Source organism: Aurantiacibacter sp. D1-12 (genome assembly GCF_028858515.1).
GTDB lineage: Bacteria > Pseudomonadota > Alphaproteobacteria > Sphingomonadales > Sphingomonadaceae > Alteraurantiacibacter.
The window spans coordinates 588,350-609,302 of the sequence record NZ_JAPJZJ010000001.1 but is presented as its reverse complement, the minus strand read 5'-3'; the positions used below and the strand labels follow the sequence as shown (position 1 = coordinate 609,302).

The following is a 20,953-nucleotide window of genomic DNA, read 5'->3' as shown; positions in this document are numbered from 1 at the left end:
TATGCTGCATGCGAGCGCGGCTGTAGGCAAGCGCCGATGAGTTCCCGACCTCCCCGTATCTTCTCTGACAAGCGACGTATGGCACGGCGACTGCGGGTGCTTGGGCGCGATGACGGACCGCGTTTCATCATCGACAACATGATCGAAGAGGTTACAGATCGGCTCGGTTTCATGCGGCTCGAACCGGCAAAGCCGCTTGTGGTGGGCGACCATACGAGGCAGCTGGGCAGACAGCTCGCGCCTGACGGCTGCACTCTCGCCGATATCGTGGGCTCCTCCGATCACATGGAGATCGATCTGGAGGAGCCCTATCCACTCGATGGATACGACTTCATCGCCAATCTTGGCTTGCTGGACACGGTCAACGATTTGCCCGGCGCTCTCCTCCACATGCGCAATGCTCTCGCTCCCGGTGGAGTTGCGATCGCGTGCTTCGTTGGTGGCGGCAGTCTGACCAAACTGCGCCGGGCGATGCTGGAAGCTGATGGGAATCGGCCTGCTGCCCGCGTGCATCCTCTCATCGATCCCCGCTCTTGCCCTCAGCTGTTATCCCGTGCCGGGTGGGCTCATCCGGTTGTGGACAGCTATCCGCTCTCAGTCCGGTACCCTTCGATGGACCGGCTCGTTCAGGACCTGCGCGACATGGCGATGGGCAATGTGCTTGCCTCTGCCGCACCGCCCGTTAGCCGGGATGGTCTCTCTCAGGCACGCGAAGCGTTCATGGCGATGGCCGATGATGACGGGAAGGTCACCGAGACCTTCGAGATCATCACACTTACCGGTCGCCGCTCACTTGCCGGGACGTAGCGCCGCCTGTGCTGCAGCGAGCCTAGCGATGGGCACGCGGTAGGGTGAGGCGCTGACGTAATCGAGGCCGACTTGCTCGCAGAAAGCGATACTTTCCGGATCGCCGCCATGCTCGCCGCAGATGCCCAGCTTGATGTCGCCGCGGGTCGAGAGGCCGCGTTCTACCGCGAGCTCGACCAGCTGGCCTACGCCATCGACGTCCAGGCTTACGAAGGGATCGCGGCTGTAGATGCCTTTCTCGACATACGGCGCAAGGAAGCGTCCGGCGTCGTCACGGCTTACGCCCAGCGCGGTCTGCGTCAGGTCGTTGGTGCCGAAGCTGAAGAAGCGGGCTTCCTCTGCAATCTCACCCGCCATCAGCGCAGCGCGCGGCAGTTCGATCATCGTGCCGACCATGTAGTCGAGCGTGGTGCCCTTCTCGGTGAACACCTCTTCCGCCACGCGGTCGATCAGCTCTCGTAGGATCGCCAGCTCACGCTTGGTTGCCACTAGTGGAACCATGACTTCGGGCACAACGGCTTCCCCGCCCTCGCCCGTCACCTCGCAGGCAGCCTCAAAGATCGCCCTCGCCTGCATCTCGTAGATCTCGGGGAAGGTGATGCCGAGACGGCAGCCACGGTGGCCGAGCATCGGGTTGAACTCGTGCAACTCGTCCGCACGGCGCTTGAGGTGATCTGCGCCCACGCCAAGGTCTTCGGCCAGCGCTTCGAACTCGGTATCGCGGGTCGGCATGAACTCGTGCAGCGGCGGGTCGAGCAGACGAATTGTGCACGGCAGCCCTGCCATGGCCCGGAAGACCTCGATGAAGTCGCTGCGCTGTTCGGGCAGCAGACGTTCGAGTGCAGCGCGACGGCCAGCCTCGTCTTCGGCAAGGATCATCGCACGCACGGCGCTGATGCGGTCAGCATCGAAGAACATGTGCTCTGTTCGGCAGAGGCCGATGCCTTCCGCGCCAAAACCGCGCGCGGTTTTGCAGTCGGCAGGTGTCTCCGCATTGGTGCGGACCTTCATGCGGCGGTGCTTGTCCGCCCATTCCATCAGCACACCGAAGTCGCCCGCGAGTTCGGGTTCGATGGTCGGCACTTCGCCAGCCATCACTTCGCCTGTCGCGCCATCCAGAGTGATGAGATCACCCTCAGCCAGCTCGCGCCCACCTATACGCAGGGTGCGGCTCGCCATGTCGATCGACACTGCCGAGGCACCAGACACACAAGGGCGCCCCATCCCGCGAGCCACCACAGCCGCGTGCGACGTCATGCCGCCGCGTGCGGTTAGGATGCCCTTTGCCGCGTGCATGCCGTGGATGTCTTCGGGACTGGTTTCGACGCGCACCAGCACCACTGGCACATCGCGCTTGGCCCATTCCTCTGCCGTGTCAGCATCGAGTACGATCTTACCGCTCGCCGCGCCGGGAGAGGCGGGAAGCCCCCGCCCCAGTACGTCGCGCGTCGCATCGGGATCGAGCGTCGGGTGGAGCAGCTGGTCGAGTGCCATCGGGTCAACGCGCAGGATCGCGGTTTCCTCGTCGATCAGGCCCTCGCTCACCATGTCCACTGCCATCTTGAGCGCGGCCTTGGCGGTGCGCTTGCCCGAACGGGTCTGCAACATCCACAGCTTGCCCTGCTGCACGGTGAACTCGATGTCCTGCATGTCCTTGTAGTGACCTTCGAGCAGGTCGAACACGCGCGCCAGCTCTGCATAGGCTTCGGGCATGGCTTCTTCCATGCTCGGCTTGTCGGCCCCGGCCTTCTCGCGCGCTTCTTTGGTCAGGTACTGTGGAGTACGAATGCCAGCAACCACGTCCTCACCCTGCGCGTTGACCAACCACTCGCCGTAGTAGGCGCGCTCGCCGGTCGAGGGGTCGCGGGTGAAGGCAACGCCCGTCGCGCTGCTGTCACCCATGTTGCCGAACACCATAGCCTGCACGTTGACCGCGGTGCCCCATTCGCCGGGGATGGAGTTGAGGCGGCGGTAGACCTTGGCGCGGTCGCTGTCCCAGCTGTCGAACACGGCAGCAATGGCGCCCCACAGCTGCTCGGTCACGTCTTGCGGGAACGGCTTGCCCAGCTCGCGCTCGGCGATGGCCTTGTATTCGCTGACGAGGGCTTCCCAGTCTTCGGCTTCCAGCTCGGTATCGCTGAAGTAGCCCTTGTCTTCCTTGGCGATCTCGAGTGCTTCCTCGAACAGGCCATGATCGAGGCCGAGGACAACGTCCGAGTACATCTGGATGAAGCGGCGGTAGCTGTCCCATGCAAAGCGCTTGTCTCCGCTGGTGGCGGCAAGGCCCTGCACCGTTGCGTCATTGAGGCCGAGGTTGAGGACGGTGTCCATCATGCCCGGCATGGAGACGCGCGCGCCCGAACGGACCGAGACGAGCAGCGGATCGGCTGCATCGCCGAAGCTCTTGCCCACTGCGCTTTCGATGTGGGTCAGAGCAGTCGCGACATTGGCGCGCAGTTCATCGGAGAACGCCTCGCCCTGGTTGAGGTAGCGGACGCATTCCTCGGTGGTAATGGTGAAGCCCGGCGGCACCGGCAGGCCAATGCCCGCCATGTCCGCCAGATTGGCGCCCTTACCGCCGGTAACGGTCTTGTCCTTCTGGCGTGGATCGTCATGCGGGGCATTTCCGCCGAAGGTGTAGACCGTTTGCGTCATATCAGGTGGCTTTTCCTACAAGGTGTGACAGGTGTGACAGTGTCCTGAAGACAAATGTCTCACCCCTCGATTTTCGAGAAATCGGCGACATTGTGCACTGCAGCACGGAAGCGTGCAAGCAGGTCGAGCCGCGCGTTACGCTTGTTTGCATCGTCATCATTGACCGTCACCTCCTCAAAGAACGCATCGATCGGCGCACGCAAGCTGGCGAGAGCGGACATGGCGGCGGCGAAGTCTTCTGCCTCGATAGCCGTGGCCGCCTGCGGTTCCGCAACATCCAGCGCGTCGATCAGCGCCTTTTCGGCGGGTTCTGGCGTGTAGGAAAGCTCTGCGTTTGCGTCCCACTCTTCCTTCTTGAGGATGTTGGCCGCACGCTTGTACCCGGCGAGGAGATTGGTGCCGTTGTCGGTTTCGATAAAGGCCTGGAGCGCGTGGACACGGGCGAGCAGACGGACGAGATCGTCCTCCCCGCCGAGCGCGAAGACTGCGTCAATCAGGTCGTGGCGAACGCCTGCCTCGCGCTGTTGGACCTTGAGGCGCTCATCCAAGAAATCCAAGAACCAAGCGAGCGGACCATCGGCCAAGTCGTAGTGCGCCCGTGCGATCTGCGTAATCGGCACACGAAGCTTAGATTGAAGCACCGTCGCGATGATGCCCAGCATCGCCCTTCGAAGGGCGAACGGGTCTTTCGAACCCGTAGGATACAACTCGACCGAGAAGAACGAGAACATCGTATCCAACTTATCCGCCAGCGACACTGCCACCGTCAACGGAGCAGTCGGAACATTATCGCCCTGCCCCACCGGCTTATAGTGATCGCGGATCGCGTCGGCGACTTCGTCCGGCAGGCCCTCGGCGCGGGCGTAGTAGCCGCCCATCAGGCCCTGCAATTCGGGGAATTCACCGACCATTTCGGTGACGAGGTCTGCCTTGCATAGCCGCGCAGCCTGTTCGGCGAGGTCGGCCAATTCCTCAACCGTTCGTGCTGAGCTTGTCGAAGTACGAACCTGACCTGCTTCGCCATCTCGCCCTTCGACAGGCTCAGGACGAACGGACGACTTGGTTGCGGGAGTGGGATTTGAACCAACAATTCCCTCTTCAACCAACCACCGCGCAAGCTTCGCCACGCGCTCAACTTTGTCAGCAACCGTGCCCAGCTTCTCGTGGAAGGTAATCCGCTCGAGCTTCTTCGCGTGCTCTTCCAGCGGGGTCTTCTTGTCGAGTTCCCAGAAGAAGCGCGCATCGCTCAAGCGGGCGGCGAGGACTTTGCGGTTGCCGTCCACCACCACGGCCGGATCGACCGCTTCAATGTTGGCGGTGCAGATAAAGGCATCGGCGAGCTTTCCGTCCGCGTCCTCGCAGACGAAATACTTCTGGTTCACGCGCGCGGTGAGCTGGATGACTTCGGGCGGCACGCCGAGGAAGTCTTCATCGAAACGGCCGAGCAGCGGCACGGGCCATTCAGTCAGGCCGGCGTTCTCGACGACAAGTCCTTCATCCTCGACCAGCTTGAGGCCAGCAGCCTCCGCCGCTTTCATTGCGCCCTTGCGGATAATCGCAGCGCGCTCTTCATGATCGACGATCACGTTCGCTTCGCGCAGGTTTCCGGCGTAGGTGTCGGCATCCGAAATCTCGATCAGCCCGCGACTGTGGAAGCGATGGCCCTTGGTGTAGCGACCGCTGACAAATTCATCGACCTCGCACTTCACGACATCGCTACCCAGCATTGCGACGATACCCGAAAGCGGACGCACCCAGCGCAGGCTTTCAGTCGAAAGCGAGGCAGCGCCCCAGCGCATCGACTTGGGCCAGCTGAAGTCGCGAATGATGGCGGGGATCGCTTCGGCGAGCAGATCGCTCATCGCGCGGCCGGGAATGTTCTTCACCGCGAAATAGGTCTCCCGGCCCTTCACATCGCGCACTTCCAGATCGTCGCGCGTCACGCCGTTCTTGCGGCAGAACCCGTCTACCGCTTGGTCGGGCGCGCCAACGGGTGGGCCTTTAGCTTCTTCGGATACGGCTTCAGTCGCCTCGGGCAATTCGCGCGCAATCAGCGCCAAGCGACGCGGGGTGGACCATACGGTAAGCTCACCCACAGCAACGCCGCTCGCATCCATTTCACGGCGGAAGAGCTTTTCCAACTCCGCCCGTGCGCCTGCCTGCATGCGGGCAGGGATTTCTTCGCAGCGCAGTTCGAGGAGGAAATCACTCATAGCGACCACTCCGGGAATTTTTCTTGCCATTGCGGGGTCATCAGCTCGGCATATTTCTCGCAGGAACCGCGCGCGAGGTCGCGGACGCGGGCCATATAGCTTGCGCGTTCCTGCACGCTGATCACGCCGCGCGCTTGGAGGAGGTTGAACAGGTGGCTCGCCTCGATCGCCTGCTCATAGGCGGCAATCGGCACATCGTTGGCGAGGCTGAGTTTGCACTCGGCTTCTGCCTTGTTGAACAGGTCGAACAGCGCATCGGTATCGGCGACCTCGAAGTTCCACTTCGACATCTGCTTCTCGTTCTCGAGGAAAACCTCTCCGTAGCTTACGCCCTGCCCGTTGAAGTCGAGATCGTAGACGTTGTCGACGCCCTGGATATACATGGCGAGGCGTTCCAGTCCGTAGGTCAGCTCGCCCGCCACGGGCTTGCAGTCGAAACCGCCCATCTGCTGGAAATAGGTGAACTGGGTAACTTCCATCCCGTCGCACCAGACTTCCCAGCCTAGCCCCCAGGCGCCTAGCGTGGGGCTTTCCCAATCGTCCTCGACAAAGCGGATATCGTGCTTGAGCGGGTCAATGCCGATCACTTCGAGGCTCTTCAAGTAGAGCTCCTGAATGTCGGAGGGGCTTGGCTTCAGGATCACCTGGTACTGGTAATAGTGCTGCAGCCGGTTGGGGTTTTCGCCATAGCGGCCATCGGTCGGGCGGCGGCACGGCTGCACGAAAGCAGCGTTCCACGGTTCCGGACCCAGTGCTCGCAGCGTGGTCGCGGTGTGGAATGTGCCTGCGCCCATGCGCATATCATAGGGTTGCAGGATCAGGCAGCCGTTGGCGCTCCAGAAATCGTGGAGCGCAAGGATCATGTCCTGAAAGCTCTTTTGCGGGTTACGGGCGGGTGTGTCTGTCATTTGCGGCGGGCAATGGCTCAAGCCATGCGGGGCGTCAATGCCGCCGATGCACGCTGCAATCAGAAGCGCTTGACATGCGGCACGATTGCCTCCTCAAATGCGCGCCATGATTGTCAGGTTTTCGCGTGCATTGTTGCTTGCCCCGCTCGCTTTTCTCGCTGCCGTTCCCGCAGCTGCCCAATCGAGCGATAGTGCCGCTGCTGATCGCTATGCTTTCACGCAGGAGTATGCGCCCGATCCGGCGATCTGGGTGATCCGTGATGACGACACGACTATCTACATGCTCGGCACGATCCACGCCCTGCCCCGCGGTTTTCGCTGGCGCAGTCCGCGGATCAACGAAGTGATCGAGGAATCGGATGTGCTGGTTGTGGAAACCAGCGAATATGCCCAGGCGCCCGATGCTATCAATGCCGACACCAAACTGATCGGCCGCATCGCGCGGCGGGAACCGACATCGCAGCAATTGTCTCCGGCTGCAGCTGCGCATTGGCGTAATCTTGTCGAACAGTCCTTCTTTCCGTTTGAATCGATAGACACCATGCCGGTTATGCTCGCGCTCCTCAGCCTAGGGTCGACGGGTGATGGATCGGGTACGTCGCTGAGCGCGTTCGGTGTGGAGACGATACTGGAGAGGGAATTCCGCGCTCGCCGCCGCCCTATCGAAGTGATCGAGGATTCAGGCGCAGTCACATACAGGCTGCTGCGGCTCGAGAATGCAGAGATCATCGAGGATCTGGAAGCCCGCCTGATTGCATGGGACGGAAAGCCGATTGGCTATTTCTACAATTCCGAGTTCGAAGAACGCACGGGCAATGATTACTGGCAAGCCGAACACGCTTGGGCGCGCGGCGAGGTTGCCGAAGATTTCAGCCTGGGCTTTGGCGAAGGCGCAATTGGTGATGCGCTGGACGAGCTGCTGCTGGACCGTCGCAACACCGAATGGGCACAGTGGCTGGAAGAACGGCTCGAGCAGCCGGGCACAACGCTTGTGGCGGTAGGCGCAGGTCATTTTGAAGGCGACGTGTCGCTGTTGGTGAAGCTGCGCGAGCGTGGCATCGGATTCGAGCGAATCAACTAACGCGGAACTTGGCAAGGATTCGCTGATCGAATCCGGGCCGAATCGACCGATTCGCTCGTTATGATTCGCTTCGATTGCCTCAGATTTGGTTTCTCGAGCCGGTCTCTACCACGCTACAGCGATCATATAACATATTGAATTTAAACCTACATATTACGCAAAAGTCGTGTCTCCATTTCTTTTTGTCAGGTCTTGTTGACATAGGAAAGTTCTATCGACATAAAGTAAGGGCAACCTGACATGAAGGAAGGTTGGTAAGACAAAACGACTAGACAACAGGACACAGACAATGCGCAAAACCCTCATTGCATTCGCCACTGCCGCCACCCTGATCGCTGCTCCTGCAGCGGCCCATGAGAGCGCAGAAGAAACTATCACCATCTCGGTCCAGACTTCCGATCTCGACCTCTCAAATACCGCCGATCAGGATCGCCTGAACAACCGCATCGACACAGCAATCAGCCGTGCTTGCCGTAGCGGTGGCCGCGACCTCGCCTCGCGCCGCGCCGAAGCAGCCTGCCGCGATAGCCTGAGTGCAGAATTCGCAGGCCCGGTTGCCCTCGCCATCGGTGAAGCCGGTTCCGAAACCTACGCCGCGCTGGAATTCAGCATCAAGGCATAATGACTTGTCGCGCGGGGATGGCGTCACCCCCCAAAGGTTCCCCCCGACCTTCGATGCCATCCCCCAAGGGCAATAACGAGCACCAGATCTAGAATACGGGACAAGACTAGTGACAAACTCACAATCGCAGACTTCTCGAAACAGGGCTCCGGCCAATCTCATGATGGGAGTTGCCGGTCTCTTCGTGACAATCGGTGTGTGTGTCGCCGCGTCAATGGGGGCGCCAATCGCGATTTCTGCGACACTCATTGTGAGCCTGATCGCGATCCTCACGTTCATGTGGTTCACCCGCAAGAGTGACGAATATACGCTTTCGTTATGGAGCTCTGGTGCGAACGCCGCTTTCGCCGCGATCGTTCTCTGGATGCTTTTCGCGCCCTTTCTGGAAGGCGTTTATGACGGCTTTAATTCAGCCCACAGCGGCAGCGAAAGCGAACTGGACTTTCCCCATGAAGCTGGTGGCTTTGTCGCCCTGCTGGCCTTCTACCTGACTTTCAACATCAAGCGCCTGACCGGCTCGTTCTGAAGGAAGCTATTATGAGCAACACCAATCCCAGAGACTGGCGTGTCCTCAAAGCCGATATTTGCTTCGGCATTCTCGCCATCGCATCGCTTGTGATGCTTGTGGCGGAAAGCTTTGATGATCTTGAAGCGGTTGCCGCACCGGAGCGCCCCTTGGTCGCCGCAGGCGTTTCCATCGTGCTCATGCTGATCCTCAGCTTTCTGGCTGCACGATTTGCTGACATCGACCGTCGCTGTTCGGAAGAATATACCTATGGGCTGATCGGCCATGCCGCGATTATTGCGGTCATGACCGGCCTGCTGTTCCATTTCTTCTTCGGTCAGAGCTTCCTGTTCGGAAGCGTCTTCGGAAAAATGAGCGCCGACAGCCTGATCGGTGTCATGCTTGGCTCCTGGGCGATCGGGTACTTCACCTACCGCATTCGTGGAACAGCATCATGAACAACAAGCTCAAAGTCCTGCGCGCCATGCGTGACTGGAGCCAGGCGGAACTCGCCGGACGGCTCGATGTATCGCGGCAGGCCGTGAATGCGATTGAGACGGGCAAGCACGATCCCTCGCTCCCCCTCGCTTTTCGTATCGCCCGCCTTTTTGAAATGCCTATCGAGGAGATCTTCGATGACGGACAAGACTGACGCACAGATGAGCGGTGAAGAACGCCTGCGTTCACGCCGCAAGAGTATCGTACTGTTCACGACGCTGGGGTGTGCCGTCGCCATGATTGCCGGATTTTCAACCGGATATGTCGGCGCGCTTTACGAAGATGGGACATTGCCCGCCTGGGGCGTGATCGCTCTCTGGGCGCTGGCTCTGATCGGTTTCATCTGGTTCAACATCGAGTATTTCCGCCGTGTTGACGAGCTGGACAAGCAGGACAACATGTTCGCAACTCTCGTGGCGTTCGTATTCTACGCAGTCGCGTACCCGAGCTGGTACATGTTCCACGACCTTGGAATGGTCACGGAGCCTCACGCCACCACACTCTACATCGCCACCCTTGCCGTGGGCACACTCACCTATCTCGCACGAAAACTCGGCTTGCGCTGAGATACATACCCATCCCATCTACCCCCCTAGGAGACTCAATATGATCCGTAAGATACTCACAACCGCTTCGGCTGCTGCCCTCGCCATCGGCGTTTTTGCAAATGTTGCGCACGCTCAGGATGAAGCCGCCGCACCAACCCCGGCTATGTGGACTGTCAGCGATGAAGACACCACGATCTACCTGTTCGGCACCGTGCACATCCTGCCCGAAGGCACGGAGTTCATGAACCCGACCATCACAGCAGCGCTGGAAGGTTCGGACCAGTTCGTGTCGGAAATCAATACCAGCCTGATCCCGGACTATGATCCGGCGTCCGGTAATCCGCCGCCGCCCGAGCTTATCGAGATCGCCCAGATGCAGGCGCAGATGGCGCAGCTGACAACCGGCGGCACCCTGCGCGACCTGATGAATGACGAGCAGCGCGCGACCTATGAAGCCAGCATGGAGCGTTTTGGCATTCCCGTGGCGGCATTTGATGGTTTCGAGCCGTGGTTTGTCGCAATGAACATGATGCAGGTTATGTTTCAGGAAGCGGGTCTCGATCCTAGCGACGGTGTGGAGCGCCGACTTGATCACCTGATCGAAGGCAAGGAGCGGGGTGCATTGGAGACGATCGAACAACAGATGACCTTCTTCGACACACTGCCCCTGCAATCGCAAATCGCTTTCCTGACTGACGGCATGGAAGACATGGACGCGATGAACGAAATGTTCTCCGCCATGGTGGGCGAGTGGATCGAAGGAGATCCCGTTGGCCTCGCAACCCTAATCAACGAGCCGATGAGCGAAGATCCGCATCTCTATTACAACCTGCTCACCCAGCGTAATTACGCCTGGGCTGAGTGGATTGACGAGCGCCTTGACCAGCCCGGCACCGTTTTCATCGCGGTCGGCGCGGGCCACCTTGCCGGTGAGTACAGCGTACAGGACTTCCTCGAACAGCGCGGGATTGCAGCGGAGCGCGTCCAATACTGATCCGTTCTTTTCTCGTAACGCTGGGGGCGCTGTGGCTGACAAGCTGCGGCGTCCTTGGCGCATCCGAACCGCAGCGGGAGTGGCCCGAGCCCTCCCCTGCGCTTTGGGAGGTGACATCCCCGGAGGGTCAGCAAGGCTGGCTGTTCGGGACCATGCATTCACTTCCTGATGGCTTGGAATGGCAAACTGCGGAGTTCACGGCGGCATTTGTGGCAGCGGATTCTCTTGCAGTTGAGATTGTCGATCTCCAACCGACGGAAGCAGACGAGATTTTCTACGAGCTTGCCCTATCGCCGGATCAGCCAAGGCTTTCTCTACGGCTTGAACCAGACGAGCGACCCGCTCTTATCGAGTTGATGCAGCGGATAGGTGTATCTGATCGTGACTTTGCCGAATGGGAGAGCTGGGCAGTTGCGCTTTCGCTCAACAATGCCCTTGCGGTGGGCGAGCCGCAAAATGGCGCTGATCTCATTCTCATTTCGCAAGCCGAGGATCGCGACATTCCGGTTGTGGGCTTCGAGACCTATCGCGGACAATTGTCTCTGTTTGACGGTCTCTCGCTTGAAGCACAAAATGACCTACTGTTTGACGTAGCAGAGCGTGCCCGCAACGAGAATCCTGACGCGCTGACAGAAGACTGGCTGACTGGTGATCTTGAAACGATCGAGCAGGAGACCTTCGAAGATCTGCCGGAAGGATCGGAGCTGCGTCAGGTGCTGGTAACGCGGCGCAATCTCGCCTGGTTGGAAGTACTCGTCCGGATGGTAGAGGCTGGGGAAGAGCCCTTTGTCGCCGTGGGTACAGGGCATATGCTTGGCTTCGATGGTCTCCCCGCCCTCCTCGAAGAGCGCGGGTACACCGTGACCCGCATCCAGTAGTTGCATTTCACCGGATTGCTGCTAAACGCGCGCCTCCCCTGCCATGGTCATCCCTGGAGGCGTGGTTGATGGGGAGCATAACATGCATTTCGAAAGGCACGTATTATGAGCGACGCTCTTAAACTGTCGGCCGAGCTGCGCGAACGGGCTGGCAAGGGAGCCTCCCGTGCGCTGCGTCGCGAAGGCCGCGTCCCCGCTGTAATCTATGGCGGCAAGCAAGAACCCACCACGATCCACGTGGAAGAAAAGGCCCTGGTCCAGCTGCTGGGCACCGGCCACTTCATGAACTCCATCGTGATGATCGATGCCGACGGTGACACCCACCGCACGCTCCCGAAGGACGTGTCGCTGCACCCGGTTACCGATCGTCCCGAGCACGTCGACTTCCTGCGCCTTGCCAAGGACGCGAAGATCGTCGTCAACATTCCGGTTATCTTCGTCAACGAAGACGATAGCCCCGGCCTCAAGAAGGGCGGCGTTCTTAACGTTGTTCGTCACGAACTCGAACTCAGCTGCGCAGCGGACAAGATCCCCGGCGAGATCGAAATCGACGTTACCGGCCTCGAAGTTGGCGACTCGATCCACGTCAGCGCAGTCACGCTGCCTGAAGGTGCCGAGAACAACATCGAACGCGACTTCACCATCGCAACCGTCGTTGCTCCGTCCGCTCTCAAGCGTTCGGAAAGCGAAGAAGAAGGCGACGAGGAAGAAGTCGATGCAGATGGCGTGCCCGCTACCGAGCAGGGCGAAGATGCCGACGCTGCAGAAGAGCAGGAAGACAAGAGCGAGTAATCGCCCTTTCGCTTCCGCTTTGGAAACACGTGAACGCCGGCCCCGACGGGTCGGCGTTTGCTTTTGGGGGCTTCGTGGCTAGATGAGCGGCATGCAACTTTGGGTAGGCCTTGGAAATCCCGGTCCGCGCTATGCGATGCAGCGGCACAATGTCGGCTTCATGGCGTGTGACGTCATGGCGGACATGCACGATTTCGGCCCCGTCCAGAAGAAGTTCCAGGGCTGGATTCAGGAAGGTCGCATCGGTGGCGAAAAGATCCTGTTCCTCAAGCCTGCCACCTTCATGAACGAAAGTGGTCGTAGCGTGGGTGAGGCGATGCGCTTCTACAAGCTGGAAGTAGCTGACCTCACAGTGTTCCATGACGAGCTCGACCTCGCACCGTTCAAGGTGAAAGTGAAGATCGGCGGCGGCCATGCCGGGCATAACGGTCTGCGGTCCATCGATCGCCATTGCGGAGCGGACTTTCGGCGTATCCGTATCGGCATTGGTCACCCCGGGCACAAGGACCGGGTGCACGCCCACGTGCTGGGCAACTATGCCAAGTCAGAAATGGACGACCTGACTACAATGCTCGCTGCCGTGAGCGCCGAAGCGGACTGGCTCGCCAAGGGTGACGATGCACGCTTCATGAGTGATGTTGCCCTGCGTATGCAGGAGTAACCGCGCGGTGAAGCGCGTGATGATCATTGGCCCATGCGGAGCGGGCAAGTCCACGCTGGCGTTTGAACTGGCCGAGCGCACCGGACTGCCATTGTTCCACATGGACAAGCTCGCGTGGAATGAAGGCTGGGTCGACACTCCCAACGAAGAGTTGCGCGAACTGCTTCGGCCCATCGTGGCGCAGGAGCGGTGGCTGATCGAAGGGAATTACGGCTCGACTATGCCAGATCGGCTCCCGCGTGCGGATACGATTGTTTATCTCGACTATCCGATCCGACTTTGCCTGACTCGTATCGTCAGAAGGTGGTGGAAATATCGTGGTCGCTCGCGGCCGGACATGCCTGAGGGTTGCCCCGAGCGCTTCGATTCGGAATTCCTGTGGTATGTTGCGCGCTGGAACAGCAATGCAAGACCGAGAACCGAAGCTTTGCTCGCACACTATGAGGAAAAAGTCATCCGCCTGACATTGCCGCAAGCAACCGACGAGTGGCTCGCTGGGCTCTAACCGTTGGCAGCGCGCTCGGCGAGCTCTTGATCAATTTCGGCCGCATCGGGGCCGCGCAGGATAGGGGCAATCACGCGCCGTGCCTGTGCGAATTCACCCAGCTCAAGCAGGATCCGGGTAAAAACGCGGGCATAGGCAGCATTGTTCGGGTCGCCACGGTTGAGCGGAGCTATCTGTGCCCGCGCCTGCTCGAACTGACCCAGCTCAAGCAATGCCTGACCATAAAGGCCGCGTGCATCATCATAGTCCGCAATATCGCTTTCGCGCTGCTGCAACAGGTCGCGCGCGCCCGCCCAGTTGCCTTCGTATGCCATCAGGCTGGCGTCGAGGTAAATGAACTCCAGATCTGTCGGATAGGCTTCCCGGCCACGTGCGATTAGCGGAGCGAACACATCGATACGGCCAAGCTTGTCGAGCTCTCGAATGGCCCCGAGCAATGCCGGACGATCATTGGGCGTCCGTTCCAGAATGGCGAGATAGGCGCGCGATGCAAGATCAGGTCGACCATCAAGTTCGGCCAGACGTGCAGACACGAAGTATGTCTCAACCGTATCGGGTGCGAGTTGCTGCGCCTGCCCCACCGCATATCGTGCAGCATCGGCATCGTCGCGTGCGAGGTGGAAACTGGCCGCCGCGGTAAAGAGCTTACGTTTGTCCCCTTCCGCTTCGCGCCCGGCGAGGAAATGTTGTGCGGCTTCCTCGTCATTTCCGGCCATTGCAGCAGCAAGCGCCCGCAGGCGCCATGCCTCGGCGCTCAGGTCGTTCCCGAGGATGCTGAAGGCTCGTGCAAAGTCTCCGGTCTGCAGCAGCGCTTCGGCCCGGATGCGGGTGATTTCATCGCTGCTAGCTCCAGCTTCGTCCAGGCGATCCAGGGTCAGCAGGGCTTCCCCACCCTGCCCCATCGTCAGCTGGATCTGGGCCAGCAGTGACAGCGCATCGATATTACCGGCCTCGTCCTGCAGTGCGGCCAGGGCATGATCGCGGGCAGCGAAATAGTCCTGCTCGGCCAGGGCTTCACGCGCTTCCTCCATCGGGTCGGAGCCGAACACGGAACACCCGCCTAGCAACCCCGCCATCAGCGCCAGAGGTAGGAGAATTCTCTTCATGAAAAGCGCTTTACTACAAATCTGCAAATTTTCGGTGAAGCGTCGGTTTCCTTGACAGATTCATGAATTCTTGCCGCCTATTAACCACTGAAACGTCGCATTTCAGGGATTGGCACGGGGGTTGCTTTGTTTGGCGTCAACCAAGGATTTTGAGGTCAATAGACGATGAAAAAGCTTCTAACCGCACTGGCTGCACTGGCAGCCACGGCGTTTGCCGCACCTGCAGTGGCGGAACCGATCTCGCTCAGCGCAGATGATGTCGGCAGCAGCTTCCAAATCGATTATGATGGCTTTTCGGGCGATAGCTCGAACACCATCAGCGATCTCACGGCTACCCTGATCCTGACGCTCGATAGCATCAGTGGCGATACCTACAATTTTTCGTACCAGATGCTCAACACGACAGGTGGGGACCTGTCGTCGAACATCTCAAGTTTCGCATTCAACGTCGACCCGGACATTGCCGGCGCAAGTGTTGACGGCGCATACAGCTATACTTTTGTGACGGACGGGCGCGCCAACGACCCGAGTTATCCGAACCAGGTCGGCGCCGTGGATGTCTGTTTTAAGGCAGCGAATAGCGGCTCGTGCTCCAACGGTGGCGGTGTCGCTGAAGGCGACAGCGGCAGCGGCACGCTTTCGCTGTTCTTCGATCCTACCGCGCCGGGCGAAATCACGCTCGACAACTTCTTCGTGCGTTATCAGGGCATCACTGGCGCAGGCGGTGTAGGCTCCGCTACAGGCGGCCAGACTTCGACCAGCGGCCTGACACCTCCGGGTGGCACTACGACCACCACGACTTCAACCAGCGGAACACCTGTTCCGGCCCCTGGCATGCTGGCTCTGCTGGCCCTCGCCCTCGCATCGCTCGGTTTCTTCCGTCGTCGTCGCGAAGTTGCACAGCCGCAGCCTGCCTTCGCCTAAGGCGCAGTTTTCATAGGTACCCAAAAAGGGGCGTCGCAATCCTGGTGCAGCGCCCCTTTTTCGTTTGAATGGAAAAGAGTTAGCGGCCTAGCCGCCCCGCGCTTCGGAAAGGTGCCTGTTGATTGCCGCGTTGTCCGGATCAAGCTCTGCCGCGCGCTCAAGCAGGAGTAGACCTCGTGAGCGGTCGCGCTCAGTCGAAACCAGCAACCAGCCAAGCGTGTCCATGATCGATGCGTGATCGGGCGCGATGTCGTGCGCCACTTCTGCAACGCGGATTGCCTCATCCACATTGCCGGCCTGTCCGTGCGCGTAGGCCAGATTGTTGAGCACCAGCGCGTTGCTGTCGCCGGTCCAGCGGCGCAATTCGCCGTAGGCATCGATAGCCGCCCGCCAGTTCTCGTTGCGAAGGGCGTTGTCGCCCTGGGCGAGCAGCGTTCCAACGCGCTCTGAAGGGGGCGCTGACGCGAGTGCCTGGTCTATCTCGCCCGAGCGCCCGGTTGCTCGGGCGGCATCGGCAAACAACGCAAGATCTTGCGCCGTACCTATGGCGGAGACCGCCAGTGGCCGTATCGTGGTGTAGGCCGCATCGGCATCGCCCGTGTCGAGCTGGGCCTGCGCCAGGAGGCGGCGCACAGCGGCACTGTTGGGTGATCGGCGCAGCAATGTGTTGAGGCGGGGCAAAGCCTGTTCCGGCAGATCGAGCTCGACCAGCGCGCGGGCATAGAGCAATTGCTGGTTGGCAACCTCACGCCCTTCGATAGGTTGGAGCATTTGACGAACTGCTTCCCAGTCCTGTTCCTCGGCAGCCAGGCGAGCCTGCAGATAGGTGATATCCGGGTCATTTGGCAGACGATCCGCCAGATCGGCGATTAGCGGGCGTGCTTCGTCCATGCGACCAAGATCACCAAGCACGCCGATGCGGCCGAGTACTGCCACGCGTGCTTCGGGCCATTCTCCGACCGCTGCGGTGTAGTATGCCAGTGCGCCGTTAAGATCGCCGCGAGCCTGCGCAACGCGGGCGCTGGCAACCAGCGGGTCCAGACCGTCTTCATCGGCCACGCGTGCTTGTGCGGCGAGCCGGTCTGCCGCCTGTGTATCGCCGGCGTTGAGCATAAAAATCGCGTAGTCAGACAACAGCCGTGAGCGATCGCCCGGCATGTCCAATCCGCCTTCGAACGAAGTTTGCGCCGCGCGCGGATCGCCGAGGCCGATATGCGCCAGCGCCGCAATCCGCGCACCTTCGGCGCTGCCGAGCTGCTCGCCGGCAGTAAGCGCCTCTTCGAAATCGCCGCGTAGCAGAGTGGCCTCTGCCATCAGCACATCATAGTCGCCGGGCCGTGCGCCAAGCGCACCCAACCGTGCGAGTGAAGAGTTTGCACCCTCCCCGTCTCCGCCCTGCAGTTGCGCTCTTGCCAAAAGCTCCAGCGCAGCAACGTTGTCTGCGTCCTCCCGCAGCACGCTGGCAAGGTCGAGCCGGGCTTCGGCAAAGCGGTTATCGGCATAAGCCTGCTCGGCGCGATCCATCCGCTCTTCGGGTGAAAGCCCGCAAGCGGCGAGAGCAAGTGCCATGGCGGTGACCGAAACGGATTTCAGGGCATTTTTCATACCGCAGTGCCTATCCGAAACTCGTTGAAATGCGGTTTATCCTGCCCCGATAATTCTGGCGCTGGCAATGTAGCGCGGTGGCGGCTAAGGCGCCCTCCAAACGAACACCATTTTCAAAGGTAATGCACATGGGATTCCGTTGCGGGATCGTTGGTCTACCCAATGTCGGTAAGTCCACCCTTTTTAACGCACTGACCGAAACACAGGCGGCGGAAGCGGCAAACTATCCGTTCTGCACGATTGAGCCCAATGTCGGGCAGGTGTCCGTTCCCGATGCGCGGCTCGACAAGATTGCGGCCATTGCCAAGAGTGCCAAGATCATCCCGACACAGCTGAGCTTTGTCGATATCGCCGGCCTCGTGAAGGGTGCCAGTGCTGGCGAGGGCCTCGGCAACCAGTTTCTCGGTAATATCAGAGAGGTGGACGCAATTGTTCACGTGTTGCGTTGCTTCGAAGATGACGACATCCAGCACGTTTCCAACAAGGTGGATCCTCTCGCCGATGCCGAGGTGGTCGAGACCGAGCTGATGCTCGCCGATCTCGAAAGCCTGGAAAAGCGGGTCGATAACGCGGCCAAGCGCGCCACGGCAGGTGACAAGGATGCCAAGATCCTCGCCAGCGTACTGGGTCAGGCATTGGATTTGCTGCGCGATGGCAAGCCCGCGCGACTGACCGAACCGAAGGATGACGAGGAGGCAAAGGCCTTCCGTCAGGCACAACTTCTCACTGCAAAGCCTGTTCTGTACGTCTGCAACGTCGGCGAGGACGAAGCTTCGACCGGTAATGACCTGTCGGCAAAGGTGTTCGAGAAGGCGGCTGCCGAGGGTGCTCAGGCCGTGGTTGTTTCAGCGGCTATCGAATCAGAACTGGTGGCGATGGATGAGGAAGACCGCGCCGAATTTCTTACCGAGCTCGGCCTTGAGGAAAGCGGCCTCGCCCGTGTTATCCGCGCCGGCTACCAACTCCTCGGACTCAAGACCTTTTTCACCGCCGGCCCCAAGGAATCGCGAGCCTGGACATTCCCGGACGGAGCAACCGCACCGCAGGCCGCGGGCGAAATCCATACCGATTTCGAGAAGGGCTTTATCCGCGCCGAAACGATTGCCTACGACGATTACATATCTTTGGGAGGTGAAGCGGGTGCCAAGGACGCTGGCAAACTTCGGCAGGAAGGCAAGGCATACGTGGTCCAGGATGGCGACGTGATGCTCTTCAAGTTCAACGTTTAGTCGGCTTTGCCCTCGCCTTGCGTCGTTTCCAGAACCGCCTGATCGGCGTGAAGAAGAGTGCAAGCGCAATGCCGAGCCCAACCAGCAGTGGTTTGGCGAATTTCAGCAGCAAGGCGAATGCGCCCAGCTGCTTTGCAACGGCAAGACCTGCACCGCTCGCTATCAGCCCGGCGAGGCCATAACCGGCCGCATCGTCGCTCGCCTCTTCGTAATCTTCGTAGCGTGCGCCCGGATCAAAGCTCGCAAGCTCGGAAAGCTCGCGCGCAGAGGAGCGAATAGCGGGCAGCTTGTCGATATCGGCGACGAAGTTGATGCTCAGCACACCTTCGCGGCCTAGCAATCGCAGATCATAGCTGAGCGCATTGCTCTCGCTGTCAGAGAAATCCAGCTCCCTTGCCCAGATCAGCGCATGACTGACTGAATCGTATTGCGGAGCCTGCGCCCAGCCTACTACGTCCACTTCGGGAAGTCCTTGCGCCCGGCGATCCAGATTGTCCGCGCGGGCCTGATCCTGCATTTCGCGCAACAAGGCATCATAGTCTGCGCTACGGGCATCTTCGTTGGAGACCCATCCGGTCGCCTGATAAGTGACGATACCGCCCCAGCCCTCGTCTCTCGGTGAAGTACCGGCGGGCAAGATCACGCCGAGCACGCCCTCTGCCTGTTCTGGCTGGTTTTCCCAGATATCGACGATAATCGTGCGCGCATCAGCCGGACCGTAAAAGTCGTAGCGTCCGCCCAATTCCAGCTGCGCCTGCGCATCTGGCAGCGCAATTGTGCCACCGCGCGGAGTTATCTCATCCACCGGCACGCCTTGGGCGCTGGCAGACACGGGCGACGTGGCCAGAACGATCAGAAAGGCTGCAAGTGCTTTCAGCATGCAATGGCCCATAGCAGCGACACATTACCACCCGGTGCACAAGAAAGGGGCGGGAAACGGCAATCCGCTTCCCGCCCCTGTTTTCTGGGCAATGTGTCGGGCCTTACGAGCCTACCAGCAGTTCCTCGACATGTGCAGTCCAGAGAGCCGCGATCGGGGCACGCTCGCCGCCGACTGCAGCGAAGCTGGCTAGCGCAGCGTCATAGTTGCCGAGCATAGTTTCGTTGATACCGATCAGTGTGTTGACCGTATCGGCGTCGAAGCCGCGATCACGGGCAAGCGTGTAGAACTCCACAGCCTGAGCGTAATCGTCGAGCGAATAAAGCACGTCACCCGCGTTCTTCGCGTCAAGACCGTCACCGTTGCGGCCTTCGGAGATAATCTGGCCAATACCGCGGCGATCAGCCGATGCGCGCGTATTTGCGATACCGTTCACCTCATCGAAGTACGTATCACCACTTGTGGAGAATACTTCCTGTTCCAAACCGATGCGCAGGACATCCAGCACTTCGTTTGCCATGAGGCGCGGATCGATCGTCTCGATGTAGTCGGTCATGTAAGGACGATCGACGAGAGCACCCTTGAGCGCCATCAGGCGGTAAAGATCGACACGTGCATCATCCGATGCATCGAGCATCTGGCCCATGATCCGGAGGCCGTCACTCCAGGAGCGTTCACCCGGATAATCACGAATGAGGCGGAGAATGTTGGCGGTCGTTTCCGGCAGCATGTCTTCTTCGTAGACAAACTGCAGCGTATTGCGCAGCCATGCCTCGGGCACCGGATTGCCAGCCGCATCAGCCTCTGCAATCGCGCCGGTCAGAAAATCGTACGAACCGCGATCATTGCCTTCTTCCGTATAGGTGCGAGCGATCAGGTTGACCAAGTCGGTCTGCTCGGGGACATACCCGGCCTGAAGCGCCGCCGTGAGGTAATGGCGCGATGCAGCGTAGTCATCGACTTCAAGCGCGAAATTGCCTGCGTACCAGTTGAGAACGCCGATCTGGTCGGCTTCTGCCAGGCCGCTTTCAAGGCGCATCGCGATACCGCGACGTTGCAACTGGCGATCATTGACGCCATTGCCGATGGCAAGGATAACGCGGCCCGCTAGCTCGCGGTCGCGGTTATTTTCGATTGCCGCCGTCAGCTGCGGGATCATGGCCTGCGCGGCCGGGAAATCCTGGCTTTCGCCCTGGATCAGGGGAATTACCTGGTTGACGACGGTTGTGAAGCCGCTGGAGGCTTCGACTTCTTCCTGAGCAGCGGCAGTCGCCGGCACAGCAGCGGTGGCCACAACGCCTCCGCTAGCGAGTGCGATAGCGAGTGCAAAATGCGAGGATTTCCGGCGAGCGGAATTCAAAGCGCGAAACATCAATGTCTTCTCCTGAAAAACTTCTTTGTGGCAGCCTTTTGCCGCCGCGTCGTTCGTAGGGCGGTTATTCATACAACGCCCGAGATTGCAAATATGTCCTACAAAAATGGCGCTGAATGACGATTGAACGCAAATGTAAAACGCCGTAACCCGCCGCTGGTCGAAAAAAC

21 protein-coding genes are annotated in these 20,953 nt (G+C 60.0%); 14 read left to right on the top strand and 7 right to left on the bottom strand.

Features of this window, described 5'->3' with window-relative positions; translation table 11 throughout:
- Positions 1-36 precede the first annotated feature (36 nt).
- On the top strand, positions 37-807 hold the full coding sequence (locus OOZ52_RS03015; RefSeq protein ID WP_274696996.1) for a methyltransferase domain-containing protein: 771 nt from the start codon (positions 37-39) through the stop codon (positions 805-807).
- On the opposite strand, the gene ppdK is transcribed toward OOZ52_RS03015, so the two are convergent.
- From ppdK to OOZ52_RS03000, 3 genes are read right to left on the bottom strand one after another with little or no spacing between them, the layout of a single operon-like run.
- On the bottom strand, positions 790-3,462 hold the full coding sequence (gene ppdK / locus OOZ52_RS03010) for a pyruvate, phosphate dikinase (RefSeq protein WP_274696995.1): 2,673 nt from the start codon (positions 3,460-3,462) through the stop codon (positions 790-792). The genes OOZ52_RS03015 and ppdK overlap by 18 nt on opposite strands.
- Positions 3,463-3,521: 59 nt before the next feature.
- Positions 3,522-5,675: a glycine--tRNA ligase subunit beta gene (gene glyS, locus OOZ52_RS03005; protein WP_274696994.1), complete on the bottom strand. Its 2,154-nt coding sequence runs from the start codon at positions 5,673-5,675 to the stop codon at positions 3,522-3,524.
- The gene (locus tag OOZ52_RS03000) at positions 5,672-6,583 is read right to left on the bottom strand and encodes a glycine--tRNA ligase subunit alpha (protein ID WP_274696993.1); all 912 of its coding nucleotides are present in this window, start codon (positions 6,581-6,583) and stop codon (positions 5,672-5,674) included. Before OOZ52_RS03000 ends, glyS begins: the two co-directional genes overlap by 4 nt.
- A gap of 97 nt (positions 6,584-6,680) precedes the next feature.
- On the opposite strand from OOZ52_RS03000, the gene OOZ52_RS02995 reads away from it, so the two are divergent.
- From OOZ52_RS02995 to OOZ52_RS02945, 11 genes are all read left to right on the top strand, one after another.
- A complete protein-coding gene (locus tag OOZ52_RS02995) occupies positions 6,681-7,664 on the top strand; it encodes a TraB/GumN family protein (protein WP_274696992.1) in 984 nt (327 codons plus the stop codon).
- 289 nt (positions 7,665-7,953) lie between these two features.
- Complete coding sequence (locus tag OOZ52_RS02990) at positions 7,954-8,286, top strand: UrcA family protein (protein ID WP_274696991.1); 333 nt, start codon at positions 7,954-7,956, stop codon at positions 8,284-8,286.
- Positions 8,287-8,536: 250 nt separating this feature from the next.
- Positions 8,537-8,812, top strand: a complete 276-nt coding sequence (locus OOZ52_RS02985) for a hypothetical protein (RefSeq protein ID WP_274696990.1) — start codon at positions 8,537-8,539, stop codon at positions 8,810-8,812.
- Positions 8,813-8,823: 11 nt separating this feature from the next.
- Positions 8,824-9,249: a hypothetical protein gene (locus tag OOZ52_RS02980; RefSeq protein ID WP_274696989.1), complete on the top strand. Its 426-nt coding sequence runs from the start codon at positions 8,824-8,826 to the stop codon at positions 9,247-9,249.
- Positions 9,246-9,443: a helix-turn-helix transcriptional regulator gene (locus tag OOZ52_RS02975; protein ID WP_274696988.1), complete on the top strand. Its 198-nt coding sequence runs from the start codon at positions 9,246-9,248 to the stop codon at positions 9,441-9,443. The genes OOZ52_RS02980 and OOZ52_RS02975 overlap by 4 nt, the downstream gene beginning before the upstream one ends.
- Positions 9,427-9,855 carry a hypothetical protein gene (locus OOZ52_RS02970; RefSeq protein ID WP_274696987.1) on the top strand — a complete coding sequence of 143 codons (429 nt, stop codon included), beginning with the start codon at positions 9,427-9,429 and terminating at the stop codon, positions 9,853-9,855. Before OOZ52_RS02975 ends, OOZ52_RS02970 begins: the two co-directional genes overlap by 17 nt.
- Positions 9,856-9,895: 40 nt before the next feature.
- Positions 9,896-10,831 carry a TraB/GumN family protein gene (locus OOZ52_RS02965; protein ID WP_274696986.1) on the top strand — a complete coding sequence of 312 codons (936 nt, stop codon included), beginning with the start codon at positions 9,896-9,898 and terminating at the stop codon, positions 10,829-10,831.
- Positions 10,832-10,941: 110 nt separating this feature from the next.
- Entirely contained in the window at positions 10,942-11,709 is a 768-nt protein-coding gene (locus OOZ52_RS02960; RefSeq protein ID WP_274696985.1) for a TraB/GumN family protein, read from the top strand.
- Between the two features lie 105 nt (positions 11,710-11,814).
- On the top strand, positions 11,815-12,501 hold the full coding sequence (locus OOZ52_RS02955; protein ID WP_274696984.1) for a 50S ribosomal protein L25/general stress protein Ctc: 687 nt from the start codon (positions 11,815-11,817) through the stop codon (positions 12,499-12,501).
- Positions 12,502-12,592: 91 nt separating this feature from the next.
- On the top strand, positions 12,593-13,162 hold the full coding sequence (pth, locus tag OOZ52_RS02950; RefSeq protein ID WP_274696983.1) for an aminoacyl-tRNA hydrolase: 570 nt from the start codon (positions 12,593-12,595) through the stop codon (positions 13,160-13,162).
- Between the two features lie 7 nt (positions 13,163-13,169).
- Positions 13,170-13,667 carry an AAA family ATPase gene (locus OOZ52_RS02945; protein WP_274696982.1) on the top strand — a complete coding sequence of 166 codons (498 nt, stop codon included), beginning with the start codon at positions 13,170-13,172 and terminating at the stop codon, positions 13,665-13,667.
- Here the strand turns inward: OOZ52_RS02945 and OOZ52_RS02940 are convergent.
- On the bottom strand, positions 13,664-14,773 hold the full coding sequence (locus OOZ52_RS02940) for a tetratricopeptide repeat protein (RefSeq protein ID WP_274696981.1): 1,110 nt from the start codon (positions 14,771-14,773) through the stop codon (positions 13,664-13,666). The two genes, OOZ52_RS02945 and OOZ52_RS02940, sit on opposite strands and share 4 nt — an antisense overlap.
- A 165-nt stretch (positions 14,774-14,938) precedes the next feature.
- On the opposite strand from OOZ52_RS02940, the gene OOZ52_RS02935 reads away from it, so the two are divergent.
- On the top strand, positions 14,939-15,697 hold the full coding sequence (locus tag OOZ52_RS02935; protein WP_274696980.1) for a cistern family PEP-CTERM protein: 759 nt from the start codon (positions 14,939-14,941) through the stop codon (positions 15,695-15,697).
- A gap of 87 nt (positions 15,698-15,784) precedes the next feature.
- Here the strand turns inward: OOZ52_RS02935 and OOZ52_RS02930 are convergent, their stop codons facing one another.
- Positions 15,785-17,302 (bottom strand): tetratricopeptide repeat protein, encoded by a 1,518-nt coding sequence (locus OOZ52_RS02930; protein WP_274696979.1) that lies wholly within the window; start codon positions 17,300-17,302, stop codon positions 15,785-15,787.
- A 128-nt stretch (positions 17,303-17,430) separates the two neighbouring features.
- Between OOZ52_RS02930 and ychF the strand changes: the two genes are divergently transcribed.
- Positions 17,431-18,531, top strand: coding sequence for a redox-regulated ATPase YchF (gene ychF, locus OOZ52_RS02925; RefSeq protein WP_274696978.1), 1,101 nt, complete (start codon positions 17,431-17,433; stop codon positions 18,529-18,531).
- On the opposite strand, the gene OOZ52_RS02920 is transcribed toward ychF, so the two are convergent.
- A complete protein-coding gene (locus OOZ52_RS02920) occupies positions 18,521-19,411 on the bottom strand; it encodes a DUF2167 domain-containing protein (RefSeq protein WP_274696977.1) in 891 nt (296 codons plus the stop codon). The genes ychF and OOZ52_RS02920 overlap by 11 nt on opposite strands.
- 103 nt (positions 19,412-19,514) lie before the next feature.
- On the bottom strand, positions 19,515-20,705 hold the full coding sequence (locus tag OOZ52_RS02915) for a hypothetical protein (RefSeq protein ID WP_274696976.1): 1,191 nt from the start codon (positions 20,703-20,705) through the stop codon (positions 19,515-19,517).
- Positions 20,706-20,953: the final 248 nt, after the last annotated feature.

Bases quoted from the DNA above. Each gene is read 5' to 3' on its own strand.
- pth (WP_274696983.1), top strand. From the start codon at position 12,593: ATGCAACTTTGGGTAGGCCTTGGAAATCCCGGTCCGCGCTATGCGATG.
- ppdK (WP_274696995.1), bottom strand. From the start codon at position 3,462: ATGACGCAAACGGTCTACACCTTCGGCGGAAATGCCCCGCATGACGAT.
- OOZ52_RS02970 (WP_274696987.1), top strand. From the start codon at position 9,427: ATGACGGACAAGACTGACGCACAGATGAGCGGTGAAGAACGCCTGCGT.
- glyS (WP_274696994.1), bottom strand. From the start codon at position 5,675: ATGAGTGATTTCCTCCTCGAACTGCGCTGCGAAGAAATCCCTGCCCGC.
- OOZ52_RS02920 (WP_274696977.1), bottom strand. From the start codon at position 19,411: ATGCTGAAAGCACTTGCAGCCTTTCTGATCGTTCTGGCCACGTCGCCC.
- OOZ52_RS02940 (WP_274696981.1), bottom strand. From the start codon at position 14,773: ATGAAGAGAATTCTCCTACCTCTGGCGCTGATGGCGGGGTTGCTAGGC.
- OOZ52_RS02990 (WP_274696991.1), top strand. From the start codon at position 7,954: ATGCGCAAAACCCTCATTGCATTCGCCACTGCCGCCACCCTGATCGCT.
- OOZ52_RS02965 (WP_274696986.1), top strand. From the start codon at position 9,896: ATGATCCGTAAGATACTCACAACCGCTTCGGCTGCTGCCCTCGCCATC.
- OOZ52_RS02980 (WP_274696989.1), top strand. From the start codon at position 8,824: ATGAGCAACACCAATCCCAGAGACTGGCGTGTCCTCAAAGCCGATATT.
- OOZ52_RS02935 (WP_274696980.1), top strand. From the start codon at position 14,939: ATGAAAAAGCTTCTAACCGCACTGGCTGCACTGGCAGCCACGGCGTTT.
- OOZ52_RS03015 (WP_274696996.1), top strand. From the start codon at position 37: ATGAGTTCCCGACCTCCCCGTATCTTCTCTGACAAGCGACGTATGGCA.
- OOZ52_RS03000 (WP_274696993.1), bottom strand. From the start codon at position 6,583: ATGACAGACACACCCGCCCGTAACCCGCAAAAGAGCTTTCAGGACATG.
- OOZ52_RS02995 (WP_274696992.1), top strand. From the start codon at position 6,681: ATGCGCGCCATGATTGTCAGGTTTTCGCGTGCATTGTTGCTTGCCCCG.
- OOZ52_RS02975 (WP_274696988.1), top strand. From the start codon at position 9,246: ATGAACAACAAGCTCAAAGTCCTGCGCGCCATGCGTGACTGGAGCCAG.
- OOZ52_RS02955 (WP_274696984.1), top strand. From the start codon at position 11,815: ATGAGCGACGCTCTTAAACTGTCGGCCGAGCTGCGCGAACGGGCTGGC.
- OOZ52_RS02930 (WP_274696979.1), bottom strand. From the start codon at position 17,302: ATGAAAAATGCCCTGAAATCCGTTTCGGTCACCGCCATGGCACTTGCT.
- ychF (WP_274696978.1), top strand. From the start codon at position 17,431: ATGGGATTCCGTTGCGGGATCGTTGGTCTACCCAATGTCGGTAAGTCC.